The organism is Megasphaera massiliensis (assembly GCF_000455225.1).
Classification (GTDB): Bacteria; Bacillota; Negativicutes; order Veillonellales; family Megasphaeraceae; genus Megasphaera; species Megasphaera massiliensis.
This window is the reverse complement of sequence record NZ_HF954537.1, coordinates 165027-182566: the sequence shown is the minus strand read 5'-3', so window position 1 is coordinate 182566 and position 17540 is coordinate 165027. Positions and strand designations below refer to the sequence as shown.

Annotated in this window: 13 protein-coding genes and 1 pseudogene; 2 read left to right on the top strand and 12 right to left on the bottom strand. The window is 44.0% G+C overall.

The genetic code is table 11. The features are described from left to right. Positions 1-244: 244 nt before the first annotated feature. On the bottom strand, positions 245-1378 hold the full coding sequence (locus TX77_RS04295; protein ID WP_044503596.1) for an alpha/beta hydrolase: 1134 nt from the start codon (positions 1376-1378) through the stop codon (positions 245-247). Positions 1379-1520: 142 nt separating this feature from the next. Then, positions 1521-2693: an MFS transporter gene (locus TX77_RS04290; RefSeq protein WP_230198032.1), complete on the bottom strand. Its 1173-nt coding sequence runs from the start codon at positions 2691-2693 to the stop codon at positions 1521-1523. Between the two features lie 139 nt (positions 2694-2832). Here TX77_RS04290 and TX77_RS04285 point away from each other — a divergent pair, with 139 nt between their 5' ends. Then, positions 2833-3714, top strand: coding sequence for a LysR family transcriptional regulator (locus tag TX77_RS04285; protein ID WP_044503595.1), 882 nt, complete (start codon positions 2833-2835; stop codon positions 3712-3714). Positions 3715-3931: 217 nt separating this feature from the next. On the opposite strand, the pseudogene TX77_RS04280 reads toward TX77_RS04285, so the two are convergent. From TX77_RS04280 to TX77_RS04235, 10 genes and pseudogenes are all read right to left on the bottom strand, one after another. Beyond that, a pseudogene (locus TX77_RS04280) lies at positions 3932-4225 on the bottom strand (transposase); the annotation flags it as partial. A 9-nt stretch (positions 4226-4234) separates the two neighbouring features. Beyond that, positions 4235-4597, bottom strand: a complete 363-nt coding sequence (locus TX77_RS04275; protein ID WP_154862478.1) for a hypothetical protein — start codon at positions 4595-4597, stop codon at positions 4235-4237. Positions 4598-4631: 34 nt separating this feature from the next. Beyond that, positions 4632-5648: a PP2C family serine/threonine-protein phosphatase gene (locus TX77_RS04270; protein WP_044503592.1), complete on the bottom strand. Its 1017-nt coding sequence runs from the start codon at positions 5646-5648 to the stop codon at positions 4632-4634. A 58-nt stretch (positions 5649-5706) separates the two neighbouring features. Then, positions 5707-6471 carry a vWA domain-containing protein gene (locus TX77_RS04265; RefSeq protein WP_044503591.1) on the bottom strand — a complete coding sequence of 255 codons (765 nt, stop codon included), beginning with the start codon at positions 6469-6471 and terminating at the stop codon, positions 5707-5709. Between the two features lie 13 nt (positions 6472-6484). Next, positions 6485-7171 (bottom strand): vWA domain-containing protein, encoded by a 687-nt coding sequence (locus tag TX77_RS04260; RefSeq protein ID WP_044503590.1) that lies wholly within the window; start codon positions 7169-7171, stop codon positions 6485-6487. A gap of 68 nt (positions 7172-7239) precedes the next feature. Beyond that, positions 7240-9765, bottom strand: a complete 2526-nt coding sequence (locus TX77_RS12910; protein WP_230198031.1) for a CFI-box-CTERM domain-containing protein — start codon at positions 9763-9765, stop codon at positions 7240-7242. 367 nt (positions 9766-10132) lie between these two features. Next, positions 10133-11734 carry a protein kinase domain-containing protein gene (locus TX77_RS12905; RefSeq protein WP_049917287.1) on the bottom strand — a complete coding sequence of 534 codons (1602 nt, stop codon included), beginning with the start codon at positions 11732-11734 and terminating at the stop codon, positions 10133-10135. A gap of 706 nt (positions 11735-12440) precedes the next feature. Further along, entirely contained in the window at positions 12441-13088 is a 648-nt protein-coding gene (locus TX77_RS04245) for a ComF family protein (protein ID WP_044503589.1), read from the bottom strand. 24 nt (positions 13089-13112) lie between these two features. Next, positions 13113-15275 (bottom strand): SF1B family DNA helicase RecD2, encoded by a 2163-nt coding sequence (recD2, locus tag TX77_RS04240; RefSeq protein WP_044503588.1) that lies wholly within the window; start codon positions 15273-15275, stop codon positions 13113-13115. Beyond that, positions 15272-15544, bottom strand: coding sequence for a chorismate mutase (locus TX77_RS04235; protein WP_044503587.1), 273 nt, complete (start codon positions 15542-15544; stop codon positions 15272-15274). The genes recD2 and TX77_RS04235 overlap by 4 nt, the downstream gene beginning before the upstream one ends. A gap of 206 nt (positions 15545-15750) precedes the next feature. Between TX77_RS04235 and TX77_RS04230 the strand changes: the two genes are divergently transcribed. Further along, a complete protein-coding gene (locus TX77_RS04230) occupies positions 15751-17205 on the top strand; it encodes an amino acid permease (protein WP_044503586.1) in 1455 nt (484 codons plus the stop codon). Positions 17206-17540: the final 335 nt, after the last annotated feature.

Genomic DNA, 17540 nt, shown 5'->3' with positions numbered 1-17540 from the left:
AGACAAATGTCGACTATATCACGCCTGAACCAGACGTATGGCAGCGAAAAAAAACCTATCCCTGACGCCCATTCCTGCCGACGACTCATAATCCCCAGACACTTCGATCGTATGGAAAATTTTCTTTAATAGCCTATCTCCGGCAAGAAAATGCATTCCATTACGGATACGCCATCTCAGTAAGATTTCCCTTGCGCAAAAAAGGTCTGATTTTAGGGAATCAGGCCTTTCACTTACGGTACTATTATTTTAAATGATCTTTGAAGAACTGTTCGAATTTATCAAAGGGGATCTTCTGGGTATTATCGTAGAGGTCCGTATGGTTGGCACCGGGAACGATATAGAGTTCCTTATCCTTGGAACCGATGGCGTTATAAGCATCTTCGCTGAAATAACGGGAATGGGCTTTTTCACCGGCCACAATCAGCGTCGGTGTACGCATTTCCTTGGCGTATTCCATGATGGGCATATTGATAAGGCCAAGGGGCATGATCGTCGCCCAGGAACCATTGGGATTGGAGTTTACCGAACGCGGATGATAGCCGCGGCTGGTCCGATAGAAATTAGCATATTCGGCGATAAACTTCGGCGTTTCCGACGTAATATCTTTTTCCGGATCCAGATTATTGGCCGGAGCTAAGTCGGTATAACCGTGTTTCGAGCTTTCCCAGCGGGCATTATTCAACTGTTCCTTCATCTGGTACCGTGCATCTGCACTCTGCGGGGCTACACGATCGTATTGCCCCTGGGGATCCATGGTAATTTCATAGCCATTGGCCATGACCTGGGTCATATTATACATCGTGCTGGTAGCTACGGCTTTGACGCGGGTATCCTGGATGGCATCATTCAAAGCAAAACCACCCCAGCCGCAAACGCCCAAGATACCGATCTTATCACGGTCTACCATATCCAAGGACCCCAGGTAGTCGACAGCGGCGCTGAAATCTTCCGTGTTAATATCGGAAGACGCCGTATTGCGCGGATTACCGGAGCTTTCACCGGTGAAGGAAGGGTCAAAAGCCAAGGTCACAAAACCACGTTCGGCCAAGGTCTGTGCATAGAGACCGCTGACCTGTTCTTTTACGGCATCGAAAGGACCGCTTACGGCAATGGCGGCTAATTTTCCCTGGGCGTTTTTCGGCACATACAGATCCCCTACCAGGGTAAATCCATAACGGTTTTGAAAGGTTACTTTACGGTGATCCACCTTATCAGACTGGGGGAATATCTTATCCCATTTCTGTTCCAACTGGATCGTTTGCCCCGGTACAGATACGGTCGTTGCATTTTCAGGTAAGGCTGCCAAAGAAGTAGCCGTAATAGCAGCAGCCAACAGAGCTGCCATCGAAGTCGTTTGAATTACTTTTTTCAACATAGTATTGTCTCCTTTATCATCAAAAATTAGCTTCATGTATTATTCAAATAAGATATCTTGGCTCCATTATAAACGGAAGCCTCAAAGTATAACAAATACCTTTATCTTATATTTTGATATGTTTTGTAATTATATCTATTACTTATGATACATCGATTCCTAGGACCGGATTCATGTTGCGTTTCCGACATTGCCCCCAGAAAAGAACGGCCGCTGCCGCCAGAAATAGTAATCCGCCGTAAACGACGAATTTTTCGCCAAAAGAATCAATAAACATGCCGCTTACGGTCGTAGCGGCCATCGTTCCAAGATTGACGGCCGTAAGGAAAAGGCCGTTAGCAAAATCAGGAGCCTCCGGCGCCGCGTGGGAGAGCCAGAATTGGTTGATGTTGGCATTGATGCCGGCCAGGACTCCCCAAAAAATCGTAAGGGCGGCCACCATCACGCCGCTGTCCCCTCCCGTAAGAAGCAGGAGATACACAGCTCCCAGCAAGAAGGGAAATGCTTTCACCGTCTGTTCGGCCCGGCTGGAAAGAAGGTGTCCGGCCGCCATGCTGCCAAAGATATTGCAAAGACCGTAACCAAACAAGAGCAGACTGACAAGGTTTGGAGCCAGCCCGACTACACTTGCCAGATAGGCGGCCCAATAATTGAAAACACCAAAGACAGAGCCGTTTAGGAAAAGGATGGCAAAGATAGAGGCCCAAACCATAGGCTTTTTCAACACAGCCAATTGTTCTCCATAAGACAAACGCCCGACTGCCGGCATAGAAGGCACAAAGAAGGCTGTCGCCATCATGACGAAAAACGTCGTAAGGGCAAAGAAAGACATGGAAACGGATAGAGAAATATGTTCCGCCAGAAAATTACTGATCGGAACCCCGACGACCATGCCCGCTGACACTCCGATGTTTATTTTTGCCACCGCCTTCGGCGCCGCTTTCACACCGGCTACCTCCGCTGCCATCGTAAACGCCATGGAGCAGTAGACCGGATGGAAAAAGGCCGGAATGATCCGCACGGCCAAAAGCAGATTGAAATTCGAAGCAAAAACAGAAATGGTATTGCATATCGTAAAGAGTCCCAGCACCAACAGCATGACATACTTACGGTTGAACCGGGAGAAAACAAGGGGCATAACGGGACCGGAAAGGGCAACACCCAAGGCAAAGAGACTGATAAGCAACCCGGCGTGAACGATGGTCACATCGTAACGCTGGGCAATATAGGGCAAAATCCCGATAAAGCCCATCTCCGTATTGAGGATGCCGAACACCCCTGTCATTAGAATAAAGATCAAAAGACGCTTGTTCACCTGCAAAGCATCACTCCTTTCTTGTTGATGGATTAAGGATATCACAGACCATCTCAAATAACTAATACCTATAATATTTATCTGGTTATAATTGGATTACATACCTGGTTCTGCTATAATAGTGGCAGAGGTGATGGAAATGGAATTTCGTGTCCTGAAATACTTTTTGGCAGTCGCCAGAACGGAAAATATCTCCCACGCCGCAGAAGCCATGCATGTGTCCCAACCGGCATTGTCCCGGCAGCTCATGGATTTAGAAGAAGAGCTCGGCGTGAAGCTCCTAATCCGAGGCAATCGGAATACTACGCTGACAGAGGCCGGTTTCCTGCTCAAAAAACGAGCTGAAGAAATTGCCCAACTCGTCGATAAAACCGTAGATGAACTGTCCCACGCCCAGGAAGGCGTAAGCGGCAGCGTTCGCATCGGCTGCGGCGAAACGGCCGGCATGAGGGTCGTAGCCCGCGCAATTCAAGATTTGCGAAAAGAGTATCCCAACATCCACTATCAGTTTCAAAGCATGGACGGTATGGTCGTAAAAGAGCAGCTAAAGAGAGGCACCTTGGATTTTGGCGTATTGATACAGCCTGAACCCCCACAGGATTATCCCCATATCGAGCTGGCCCACGAAGACATCTGGGGCGTCCTGATGCGAAAAGACAGCCCGCTGGCCGCACACACGACCATTCGGGCCGCTGACCTTGAGGGGCTCCCCTTAATCGCTTCCCGACAGGCCCTTACCGCCAAAGAACTTGGCGTATGGTTTGACAAGGATGAAAGCGAACTCAATATCATTGCCACGTACACCTTGATTTACAACGCCTCTCTCTTGGCCGAGGAAGGTGTCGGCTACGTATTGTGCCTTGATCGACTCGTCCACCTCCCGAAAGACGGAAAGCTCATATTCCGGGCGTTAGAACCCCAAAACATCTGCCGCATCTTCTTTATCTGGAAAAAGAATCAACTCTTTTCAGAGGCCGCCCGATTATTAAAAGAAAAAGTGATGGAATTGTCCAAAACATAGTCTTTCCCCAAAGGAGTCACGTCTCCCCTACGATAAATATTACAACATGCGACGCAGTCACCACTGCAATATGAAACAGACCTCCTACCGTCCGCTCAAAGGCAAACGATTAGGAGGTCTGTTTATTACGTAAATATACGCAGATATCGTGCTCATCTTATTATATTGGTACTGTCAAATATTTTTCGCAAATGTCTGAGTCTCGACGTAAGTAAAATCAGTCAAGAAGATTATCCATATCAAATCCGTAGAGTTGTTTCATATCCATGTACTTCTTCGGGCCCCACTTAGTGCTGACGCCATGGCGGAGCTGGGCGCATACCATCATCAAGGCACTCTCGCCGTCAGGGAATGTGCCAACGACACGAGTACGACGACGAATCTCTCGATTGAGTCGCTCAATCATGTTGTTCGTACGGATTTTCTTCCAGTGTTCTTCCGGGAAATTCATGTAGGTCAGTGTCTCAGTAGTAGCGTCCAGAAGCCTATCAGCAGCCTTGTTCAACTTCATCATCTCACCTTAAAAATAATAGTTCATCATCTGTTTAACAATATCGTAATCACCGATCATAATATACCGTCCATGTCCATCCAGTTTCTTATGCCCATTATTATCAAGAATATATACTCGCTTATCATTGGGATTTACTTCAACCAGATAATAGAATGAATTTCCGCCATAACTTTGAGTAAGATACATCCGTGCAGTACCATCACCTGGATAAACAACACTACTGTCATCAGTAACCACTACCGTACTATTATTGTACCCTCCATAAAAAGTTGCAGCTTCCGATGTCGAGACACCACCAATGGCAATTCCACCGGCAAGCAATAGGCTTACAGCCATAGATTTAGCAGACAATGATAATTTTCTTCTCATAGTAAAGTTCCGCTCCTTTTCTAAAAGAATATATTTATTCATCAGTCATTCCGTTCTCTATGTCCATAATTAATATTGTGTGATAATAGCCACTATTTTTCTCAATAAAATTGAGCATACGTAATTTATCAATATATCTTTGTGCATATTTCGGTTTCAGATGAATTTTCCGTGCAATTTGATGGATAGATCGTTTATTCTGTAAATATACCAAAAGATCATCATATCTCCTTATTATCTTTTTCGGTGAAGCGAATTTAATTTTCAATAATTCACGTTTACCTTTATTAGATAATTTCAAATAACCTTTAAAGCTATCATTTGTCTTTACCAACATAGCCATGCTACAATCATCCGTTGTCTCTTTAATGATGGTACTTTCAAAACTCTGCCTAACTTGTTCCTGTATTTTATCAATAGAGATGATCGTAGACATATGCATTATTTTTTTTAAAACATCCGCTAATTTATTCTCTTGCTTACTATATAAACGTGCTTCAGGTCCATCGGACATTAAAACAAAACCTTGAATTGTCCCTAAAAAGCCTTTGATTAACTTCATGGTCATAATAGCATCCTTTGACGTCGTGAATACGGTTGTATTTACAAACTCACCATTTTCTGGTTGAGAAGCTATTTTCATCTCATTATTTTTAAGATACCCAATTACACCATCTCCGATATGTGCAATTATAAATTTATCGTCCTTAATTGCTACTAACAAGAGAGTAGAAGCCAATTCTTTTATTTCACACTCTAATTTTTTTGCTGTTGTACTGAGATTTTTTAGCACACGCTCCAAAATTTCTTGTTTTACAGCAACACCATTCTCAGTAGCAAAGTAAGTATCAAATTTCTCGACCAATTCCAAGCATATGAACTTTGTAACAGCCTCCGCTCCGTAATGGGAGAATTTGGCTGACCCTGCTCCATCAGCTAGAGCAATTACCTGTATGTTATCATCAACAACTGAATAGGTTTTATCTTGGCAAGGTATGCCTGACTTTATATGACTTCGACCTTGAACCGCACATTGAATTGCATTCCACATAAAAGCACCTCCATATAGCAATGTCTGACAAACATAAAGTTTGTCAGACATCTCTAGTTTATAATTCTGCCCACCCTTTAATTCCATCCACATCAAGCGGTACACTTTCACCGGGGATCGATTGAGATGTTTTCGATACACTCTTGCTAAGCCAAGCGAAGAACTCACGGAATTTCAGTCCCTGTAATTTTAAAGCCGGACGCTTCGGTGAAAAACGATTAAGTGTCGACATATCACTTTCATTACCTATGCCAATAGGAAATACGGTTAGCTTTTTCTGATTAACCATTTCTGTAGTACGGCGCATGGCTCGATTCAATTCACCTTCATCTCCATTAGGCACCCCATCTGTCATTAAGACAAGCCACGGCTGATAATAATCAACCCCTTTATCCTTATATTCCTGCTTTCTTCTATCTAATAAATCAAGGGCAAGATTAACGCCTTCTCCCATTGAAGTATCTCCTACTGGCTGCAATTCAGGAATTGTTTCTTGTCTTTCGATATTTGCAAAATCCAATACGCACGTAGCTTTACTATCAAAAGTAACGATACATATTTCAGCGGAATATACGGCGATTTCATCTTCACGAATCGCTTCATAGAACTGTTCAACGCCCTTTTGAAGTTCATCAATTCTGCTCGTTCCACCCGTTACGATATTCCAAGTACGGCCGTCCTCATAAACCGTCTCTCCGGTTGCTTCGCATTCACCCTCTACAGCCCCCATCGAACCACTGGTATCTAAACATAAACATATCGGCACTCTCGGTGTTGGATTGTTTACTAAGTCTTCAATTCTTACTAGCATATTACTCTCCATATTATTCTCCTCCTTATAATTCGCCCCAGTCTTGGATTCCTTCTAGATCAAGTTTTACACTTTCCCCCGGGCTCGATTGAGACGTTTTCGATACACTCTTACTAAGCCAAGAAAAGAACTCACGGAATTTCAATCCTTGTAGTTTCAATGGATGCTTTTTAGGCGAGAATCGAGCAAGAACCTTCATATCAGCTTCCGATCCTATACCAATAGGAAATATATGGAGTTTTTTCTGATTAATCAAATCCACAGTTCGGTCTATTGCACGAGATAGTTCTGCGGAATCTCCATTGGGAGCACCATCAGTCATAAGGACTAGCCAAGGTTGATAATAATCAACACCTCGCTCTTTATACTCATTCTTACGCCGTTCAAGTAAATCCAACCCTATATTTACAGCTTCTCCCATAGGGGTCATTCCATTAGCAGTCAAAAGTGGTGCATCCGGCTGAATTTCCAGACTTGCAAAATCGGCAATACATTGTGCATCTCCGCCAAAAGTAACAATACTGATTTCAGCAGAATACATTGCAGTCTCATCCTCACGAATAGCTTCATAAAACAAACGTACGCCCCCATTTAATTCATCAATAGGATCTCCATCCATTGAACCACTTGTATCCAGACAAAGGCACACCGGTACTCTTGCCGTAGGATTGTTTACTAAGTCTTCTAGTCTTACCAATAAATTGTCATCCATTTGAGATTCCTCCTTATATTATTTATTTAGATTTATAGTAATTAAAATAAATCGTTTTTTAACTACCTTTAAGTTAATTTGTCTTTTAGATATTGATACATCTCCATATATAGTTTTTTACATAACTCATATTGTTGGTTTTCAATAAGCATAAGACAGGGATGTAGATAATAATCCCAAAGATAATTACAGCAAACTTCATAGTCCGCCGATACTTTTAATTTGCTTACAATAAGCGGTGCATTATTATAGTATTCTGCAATCAACCTTGGTCCATCCGGCTGATTATTTAACCAATTATCCCTGTACCCACGTAATATATTAAGTTCTATACAATCATCCGATTTACCAAAATACTCACATACTACCGTTGAAATAAAACAGGATGAGCCTTTACTTCCAGAAGAACTGCTGCTATGAGAAGATGAAGTATGTCTTCTTGTTCGAGAAGAATATCCTCCCGAAGAACTATACGAGCGAGTCTTTTTAGCCTCACGACATGATTTACAACGTTTGGGCAGATCAAATCCCATTTCTTCATAATACTCATATTCATAATTTGTTATATTAAATCGACGACCACAATCAATACATGCACACCTACGCCATACCTGCTGCCCGTATTCAAAGCACTCATGACAAACATCATAGCGTTTAGACTTTTTGATATATTTTTGATAATTCGTATATAACATTTCTTTGTTACATCTTTTACATCGGTATACTTCACCTCTCTTCAAACAAGCTTGACACATCCCCTGCTGACATTGATTTCTAGGCACTTCATTATGGCACAACCGACAGACGACGTACTCTATCTTCGGATTTTTTTTATGCCGAGTAGGGAATAACTCCTCTGACATTTTATCTTGTTCTCCGAATTTTCCACTATCCAGTAAATCAAGGTAGTGTAAAAAAAGAGAAAGCCAATCATTAACTGTAAGTCGCTTACTTTCCGTTGAATATTTCCCACCTTTTCTGAACGTATTGTAAAATGCTCCTTTTAAAGCATATGTCAAATGGCTCCAAATATAACGCCACGGACCATCTGGAGTTTTTTTGTTTGAGTTATCTCCAAACGGATAAGAAAAATCCATCCTGATAATATTATTGATTGGATCCTCTCCACCTTGTTGTGAATAAGGTGGTTTCCCGGGAAGCATAATCATAAAAAGGAGTGTAGCTACTGCAAAATTCTCATTGCCCATTGTTCGTAGAAAATCAGAAAAATGCTTTCTTTGAATCTCTGGTGCCGTATAATTATTTGTTCCTACAGGACAAGGAAAATCTTCCACCTGGTAGCTATCCGTATCAACAAAATAAACCTCCTTAGGAGATACCACTAAAATATTGGCAGGATTTATATCTCCCATCACGATATTTCGGTCATGAAGATACTTAATTTTTTCCAAGATCGTAATGCACAATTCTACAGTATCGCGCTTTTTCCAGCGTGGAAAATTTTTCAAAAATAATTGCTTAATAAAGATACTTTTTTGAAGTTCCTTCCCTTTCGCTTGGGGCATCATATACCCAACAAACTCTTGCCGGGAATTATATAATGCGAAGACCGGATAACATATACCTTCACATTTTATATTTTTGCTAAGCATAAGTTTTATTTTTTCATATCTTCTTTTAGTGTTATTTTCCTTTTTATATATTTTAGCAACATATGGAGTATTAGTCGTATATATAATGCCTTCTCCACCCGCTGCAACTTTAGATTTTAATTTTATGGTCTCTCGTGATGCTGTATATACGATTTCATTTTCTGTCGGAATATGAGTTACCTTAAGGAGTGAATCCGTCAGTAACGTTACAGTTTTGCAGATTCTAAAAACTTCATTTTTATCCACGTTATTTTCTTTCTGCGGCTTAATTCTATCACACTTGGTATTGCCAACATCCAAATCAAAATTACTTAAAAAACCGTACCGATTAATTCTTTTAACATGAACAGAATTCACTCTACCCGAATTATTGTTATTCAGAGCTAGAATATCTTTAGCCAAATCACCGTTTTGTGTAATAAGTAGTAATTTATGTGTCATTCGAAATTTAGTGAATACTACTTGGAAAAGATTGTCCACAAAACTATCGTTTTTTTCACCCCGCCTTTCCACAAAATTTTCCCCAATTAGCCACGTTAATACTTTTAAACAATTCTTTGCCTTCTCTGCAAGTTCAGGATTTCTTTTATTATTCCCCAATTTTTTCAATTCTTCGACACTTCGCTGTGGAATAATCACCTTATTTTGATATTTACGAAGAAAAGGAATAATATTCATCCAAAATTTATCTGCAGCAAAGTGCAACATACTGTAGGTATCTATGAAGATTTTCCAATCCTTAGTGTAATCGTCCAATCTGTTTTTGGCGTAGGTTTCTTTACTATTCTGATTACTTTCATAGGACATAACAGCTTCCTCCCTTAATCGATCGATTCCCCCTTTAAGAGCACCAGCCCCCTTCCTACCCTCAGCTTCTAATTCATCAGTACAGTCTGTTAATGCAGTTTCCCTTATTTCTTCATAAGATAAAATATCTTGTTCCCAGTTTCGGAATCCACTATCTTTAAAGTATCTCAACACAAAATATTAAATCCACCCAATGAATCACTATTAAGTGCCCATATTTGTTTGCCAATTTAATATCGCATGTAATAAGAGCTAATCTCTTTACACATTTAAAGTATATCTCTCATTCGAGATGAATACCCGCTAGAAGAACTATACGAATGAGTCTTTTTAGCCTCACGGCATGATTTGCAATGTTTTGAAAGATCAAAGTCCATTTCTTCATAAGACTCATATTCATAATTTGTTATATCAAATTGCCGACCACAATCAATTCATGTACGCATACGCCATACCGGATTTCCGTGTTCAAAACACTCAAGACAGACATCGCAATTGATTTCTAGGAACTTCATTATGGCACAACTTACAGCAGTATATCCTACCTTTGTATTTTTTTATAGCGAGTAGGAAATAACTCTTCTGACATTTTATCTTGTTCTCCGAATTTTCCACTATCCAGCAAATCAAGGTAGTATGAAAAAAGAGAAAGCCAATCATTAACTGTAAGTCGCTTACTTTCCGTCGAATATTCCCCACCTTGTCTGAACGTATTGTAAAATGCATTTTTTAAATCATATGTCAAATGGCTCCAGATATATCGCCACGGCCCATCTGGTGTTTTTTTGTTTGAGCTATCTCCAAGGGGATAAGAAAAATCCATCCTGATAATATTATTGATTGGATCCTCTCCACCTTGTTGTGAATAAGGAGGTTTCCCGGGAAGCATAATCATAAAAAGAAGTGTAGCTACTGCAAAATTTTCATTGCCCATTGTTCGTAGAAAAGTTGAAAAACGCTGTCTTTGAATCTCTGGTGCCGTATAATTAATTGTGCCCACCGGGCAAGGAAAATCTTCCACCTGATAGCTATCCGTATCAACAAAATAAACTTCCTTAGGAGACACGACTAAAATATTAGCAGGATTTATATCTCCCATCACGATATTTCGGTCATGAAGATACTTAATTTTTTCCAAGATCGTAATGCACAATTCTACAGTATCGCGCTTTTTCCAGCGTGGAAAATTTTTCAAAAATAATTGCTTAATAAAGATGCTTTTTTGAAGTTCCTTCCCTTTCGCTTGGGGCATCATATACCCAACAAACTCTTGCTGAGAATTATACAATGCTGAAACCGGATAACACACGCCTTCGCATTTTAGATTTTTACTAAGCATAAGTTTTATTTTTTCATATCTTCTTCTAGTGTTATTTTCCTTTTTATATATTTTGGCAACATATGGGGTATTAGTCGTATATATAATGCCTTCTCCCCCCGCTGCAACTTTGGATTTTAATTTTATGCCCTTTCGTAATGCCGTATATACGATTTCATTTTCTGTCGGAATATGAGTTACCTTAAGGCGTGAATCCGTCAATGACGTTACAGTTTTACAGATTCTAAAAACTTCATTTTCCTTCACGTTGTTTCCTTGCTGCTTAGTTCTATCATTATTAGTATTACCAATATTAAAATTAAAATTACTTAAAAAACCGTACTGATTGATTCTTTTAACCGCAACAGAGTTCGCGTTAACCGATCGAGTACTATTCAGAGCTAAAATATCTTTAGCTAAATCACCGTCTTGTGTGATAAGTAGTAATTTATGTGTCATTCGAAATTTAGTAAATACCACTTGGAAAAGATTATCTACAAAACTATCGTTTTTTTCACCCCGCCTTTCTACAAAATTTTTCCCGATTAGCCATGTTAATACTTTTAAACAGTCTTTTGCCTTATTTGCAAGTTCAGGCTTGCTTTTGTTATTCCCAATTTTTTGCAGTTCTTCGATGCTTCGTTGTGGGATAATCACTCTATTTTGATATCTCTGAAGAAGAGGAATGATGTTCACCCAAAATTTTCCCGCTGCAAAATGTAGGATACTGCAGGTATCTATGAAAATCTTCCAATCCTTAGCATAGCTGTCCAATTTATTTCGGGCGTAATTTTCTTTACTATCCTGACTGATATCATATGCCATAACAGCTTCCTCCCTTAATTGATTGATTCTCACTCCTTAAGACCGCTATACCCCTTCTCTCAGGGGCTAATTCATCAGGATAGTCTGTTAATACAGTTTCCTTTTTCTTCACAAGACAACCCATCTTGTTTCCATTTTTGGAATCCAATATTATGGGAGTATATAAAAACTAAAATATTAAATCCACCCAATGAATCACGATTAAGTGCCAATATTAGTTTATCCAATTTAACGGAAAGCCAATCGATTTACACATAAAGACCAGAAACTCTCGACCAAAAAGTATTTATAATGTTGGCATCATTTCTTCACCTTTGAGGTCACCAGTCCACATATTGCATCTCTCAGAGTAATTTCATTCCATTATTCGTAAAAGATATATACTCTCATTCGAACGCAAAAATTGCTTCTAGATGGTTTCAAGTACTTTAAACGGTATAAGGGGATTTATCTCTAATATTTTTGCATTGTTTTTATTCACCGTCTTTTAATACTTTTATTGTATACTTAAATTTACTAATTTGCAATCATTCAGGCTATTTATTATTATACACTTTCAGGTAGTCAGATTATGTCCAAGTCAATTATCTTAGATCCATTAACATAAAAATAGACCCCCTAAAATCAGACTAAAAGCTGACTCTAAGAGGCCATTTCATTACCTTAGTAATTGTAGGTATCTCAGGTATTATATTATAATTCCATATCACGGCGCCCCACTGGCCATGACCAGACCGATTACCTCTTCTGCCCCGTTTCGCTTCAAGACTTTGGCGCAGGCTTCAAGGGTCGCACCGGTGGTGAAGATGTCGTCTACAAGGAGGATATGCTTATTCTTGACATCGGCTGTTTCCCGAAGGCCGAAGGCGCGGTGGACGTTTTCGGAACGCTGACTTCTGGGAAGATGCCACTGAGCATCGGTGGGACGCAAACGCTGGAGGATGTCGGCCCAGCGATAATGATCGTCAGCCCATGTTTTGAAAAGGCTTTCGACTTGGTTGAAGCCGCGGCTTTTCATTTTCTCCGGTGCTAAGGGCACGGGAACGACCATGTCGATGGCTTTCAGTCGTTCGGGCCAGGGAAATCGGTCCAGCAATACCCGACAGGATCGGCATTTTCCCTCTCTGCCCTTGTACTTGATATCATGAATCAGACGGCGCATGGCCCCGTCGTAGTCGGCCAAACAGTAACAGGCGTCGAGGGCCTTCAATTGTCGGGAGCGGTTGATGCGCCGCGGATGCCACACTCGAGCGAGGCACGACGGGCACCAGTCGCCGTCCCGTTTCATCAGGACGCCGCAGGCCGGGCAGGTCGGCGGATAGAAAAGGTTGGTCATAAGGGTGAGCAGTGACATAAAAATGCCTCCTGTCGCAAAATATTACGTAAGCAGCTCTCCTTGGAGCCGCGGGATGAGCAGCGTAAATCGCCGGCTCGTCCGCTGATTTTGGACGGCCGTTTGGACAGCTCGTTTAGTACCGACTAAGATGACTTTTCGTTTAGCCCGAGTAACGGCCGTATAGAAGAGGTTTCGCTGGAGCATGATGGAATGGCTGTTGACCAGGGCCATGATGACCGTATGGTATTCACTCCCCTGGCTCTTATGGACAGTAATGGCATAGGCCAGGGTGATTTCGTCGATTTCCGCGCCTTCATACTTGACGTCCTGTTCGGGATAACGAACGTAGACCATGTCATGCTGAACGGCAAAGATTTGACCGATGTCGCCGTTGAAGACGCCTTTTTCGTAATCATTATGCTTCTGCATGACCTTGTCGCCGACGCGGAAAATCATGTGGCGGCCCTTCAATTCACCCTTCCCTTGAACGGGCGGATTGAGCCGTTCCTGAATAAGCTGATTGAGGTTGTCGACGCCGCAGGGATCCTTGTACATGGGAGACAAGACCTGGACGGCAAATTCGTCACCTGTTTCCTCAACTTCACTGCGGTACAAGGCGCTGATCTTCGTCGCCCCGTCGGCTTCGGTCTCGATTTCGACGAAGCGGAATTCCAGGTCTTCGTTGACCACCGGCAGGCGGCCGTTGTTGATGAGGTGGGCATTGGTTACGATGCGGCCCCCTTCTTTTTGGCGGAAAATCGTATCCAAGCGGACGACGGGGACCGTTTCCGAGGCGATGACATCGTGGAGGACGGCACCGGCTCCGACCGACGGCAGCTGGTCGGCATCACCGACGAGGATGCAACGGCACTGGGGCTTCAAGGCATTCAGTAAGTGGTACATCATTTCCATGTCGAGCATGGACACTTCGTCGACGATGACTAAGTCGGCCGGCAATAACTTCGTTTCATTGTATTCAAAGGACTGGACTTTGCCGACATGGCCGTCGGGAATAAGGAGTCGATGGATGGTCTTCGCCTTGCGCTGCGTCGTTTCAGCCAGACGCTTAGCAGCTCGCCCCGTCGGCGCACAGAGCAGGATGCGCAGGCCTTCTTGTTCGGCCAGGCGGATGATGGTCTGAACGACGGTCGTCTTCCCCGTCCCGGGACCGCCGGTGATGACGGTCATCCCCGATTGAAGGGACTTTTCGACGGCTTCCCGCTGTTTGTCCGCCAGTTCAAAATGACAGGAATCCTGCCAGCGGTCGAGAAACAGTTGGACATGCGTTTTCATAGAAAGAGGCTTCATGGCAGCCATCTCACGGATCCGGCCGGCAATGGCTTCTTCCTCTTCATAGGCTTCCGGCGTATAGACGTAGACCGTCCCCTCAAAATCCGCCGTCCGTAATTGCCCCATATCGACGGTATCCTGTAAGATATCGTGGAGGCCCAGGGCATCGGCCTGCAGGAGAAAGGCCGCCCGCCGCACCAGTTCGGAATCGGGAATGCAGACGTGGCCGTTTTGGGTCATGGTCTGGAGGACGTAGGCCAAACCGGCACCGAGACGCTGCGGCGACTGACGGTCCATGCCGTACGCCAAGGCGATCTGGTCGGCCGTCTTAAAGCCGAAGCCGTCGATTTCCTGAATCATCCGATACGGTTCTTCGGTCAAGACGTATTTCACATCGTCACCGTATTTTTGCAGGAGCCGACCGGCATAGCGTCCGGCGACGCCGTGCTGTTCCAAATCGTAGGCGATGTCGTTGATTTGTTTTTCTTCATAGAAAGATTCCGTTATGACGGCCAATTTTTTAGGGCCGATGCCTTCGATTTCAAGTAAGCGCTGAGCATCCTTTTCCAAAATTTTCATCGTATCCTTGCCAAAACGGGCGACGACGCGGTGGGCCAAAGCCGGTCCCATGCCTTTGACGGCGCCGCTTCCGAGGAAGCGTTCAATGCCGTCGACCGATTCGGGAATGACGCGGCTCCAACCATCGGCCGCAAACTGGCGTCCATAGCGCTTATGCTGTACCCAATGGCCTTTTACTTCCAGCCGATCGCCGACGAGGGGCTTCGTTCCGTGACCGGTTACGGTATACGTCGTATCGTCGCTTTCATCGTGGAGGCGAAAGACGCGGTAATCCGAATCAGAGGCCTCAAATAAGATGCGTTCGGCAATGCCTCGTACAATAAGTTCTTCCATCATCCCATCCCCATGTGTTCCCGTTCGTATTTTTTGCTTTCATCCATGATGCACTGGTAGATGCGGCGCAAATAAGGGGCCAAATTTTTCTGCTCCGTCAAATTAGAAATTTTATCCAGCACTTGACGCTCCCTTCGCGGATCATAGACTTCCATGTGATGCTCTTTTTTATAAGCGGCGACAGCAGCCACGACCTGCATGCGCCGTTCCAGTATCTTGGCCAAGTCCCGGTCCAATAAGTCAATCTCCCGGCGGCATTCTTCTAATTCCATAATCTATCCTTTCCCATTACGCATGATAACACTACCATTATAGCCGAAAAGCCGCTAAAAGGCTACAAATGATTCGCTTCCCTATATAATTCTTGCATAATTGCAGAATATTTATTTGTCATTATCGCTGTCATCCTATATAATATATTCGTATGAGTTTTTTTAGATTCTAGTTATCAATTTAATACAAAAGGTTGTGATTTTGCATGGAAGAAACTCAACAGCAGCAGCAAAAGCTGCGCCGCAGTCTGAAAGCCCGCCATATGAACATGATCGCCATCGGCGGTGCAATCGGTACCGGCTTGTTCGTCGCCGGCGGTGAAACAGTCAGCACTGCTGGGCCGGGTGGGGCACTCGTCGCCTATGCCCTCATCGGCATCATGGTCTATTTTCTTATGACAGGACTGGGTGAAATGGCTTCATACCTTCCGGTCAGCGGCTCCTTTGAAACGTATGCCAACCGCTACGTCGACAAGTCCTTGGGCTTTGCCTTGGGCTGGAACTATTGGTTCAACTGGGCCATTACCGTTGCGGCCGAACTCGTCGCCGGCGCCCTCATCATGAAGTACTGGTTCCCCGACGTACCGGCAGCCCTCTGGAGCGGCTTGTTCCTAGTCATCTTATTCGCCCTCAACTACCTGTCAACCCGGTCGTACGGCGAAAGTGAATTCATCTTCGCCGGTATCAAGGTCCTGACGGTCTTGATCTTCCTGTTTACAGGGACCCTCTTGATCTTGGGCCTCGGCTCTGAACCGTCACCGGGCTTCGTCAACTGGACCGTCGATGAAGCGCCCTTCGTCGGCGGCTTCACGGCTATGTTGGGTATCTTCATGGTCGCCGGCTTCTCCTTCCAAGGGACGGAAATGATCGGCATTGCCGCCGGTGAAAGTGAAGATCCGGAAAAGAATGTCCCCCGTGCGGTCCATTCGATTTTCTGGCGTATCCTCATTTTCTACTTAGGCGCTTTTACGGTCATCGGCTTCCTCATTCCTTATACCGATCCGAACCTGCTCAATACGGATATCGTCAACATTTCCATCAGCCCCTTTACGCTGGTCTTTGAACGGTTCGGCTTAGTCGCCGCCGCTTCGATCATGAACGCTGTCATCTTGACGGCCGTCCTTTCGGCCGGCAACTCGGGCCTCTACGTTTCCACACGTATGCTCTACGCCATGGCTGAAACGGGTCAGGCTCCGAAATGCTTCCTCAAGCTGAATAAGCGCGGCGTCCCGTCGTATGCCTTATTTGCAACGGTCGTCTTCGGCTTGGCCGCCTTCCTCACGTCCCTCATCGGCGAAGGCAAGGCCTATGACTGGCTGGTTAACATCAGCGGCATGGCCGGCTTCATCACCTGGATTGGCATCGCCATCTGCCACTATCGCTTCCGCCGGGCCTATATCGCCCAAGGCAAGGATCTGAAAGACCTGCCGTATAAAGCAACCTGGTTCCCCTTCGGCCCCCTCTTGGCATTGATCATGTGTATCATCGTCACGGCCGGTCAGAACTACTCGGCCTTTACCGGTGCCGAAATCGACTGGTACGGTGCCAGCGTCGCCTACATCGGCATTCCTGTCTTCCTGGCAGTCTTCCTCTATCATAAATTTAAACACAAGACACACCTCATTCCCCTGAAAGAGGTCGACCTGTCGCGTGATAAGTAATACCGAGACCGTCCGTCATGGGCGGTCTTTTCTTTTTCTTTAAACTTAAACGTTTATCTATATATTTTCAAAAAAATTTTATTTTTCTTCCTTGACTTTTTAAGTTCTCGGTGATATCATAGCCACATCAACAAAAAACGCCATAAACGCGACGACGCAAAATAGTACGTTCGAACCCCTCGTTTTCAGAGAGCTGCCGGCCGGTGCAAGGCAGTACAGGAGCCGAACCGAACTCATTGCCGAGCGGAGACGCTGAACAAAGTAGGCCGACACGGGAACTCCCGTTACAGAGCATGGATATCGCAGACAGCCGTATCCGAGAGTGCATCCGAGAG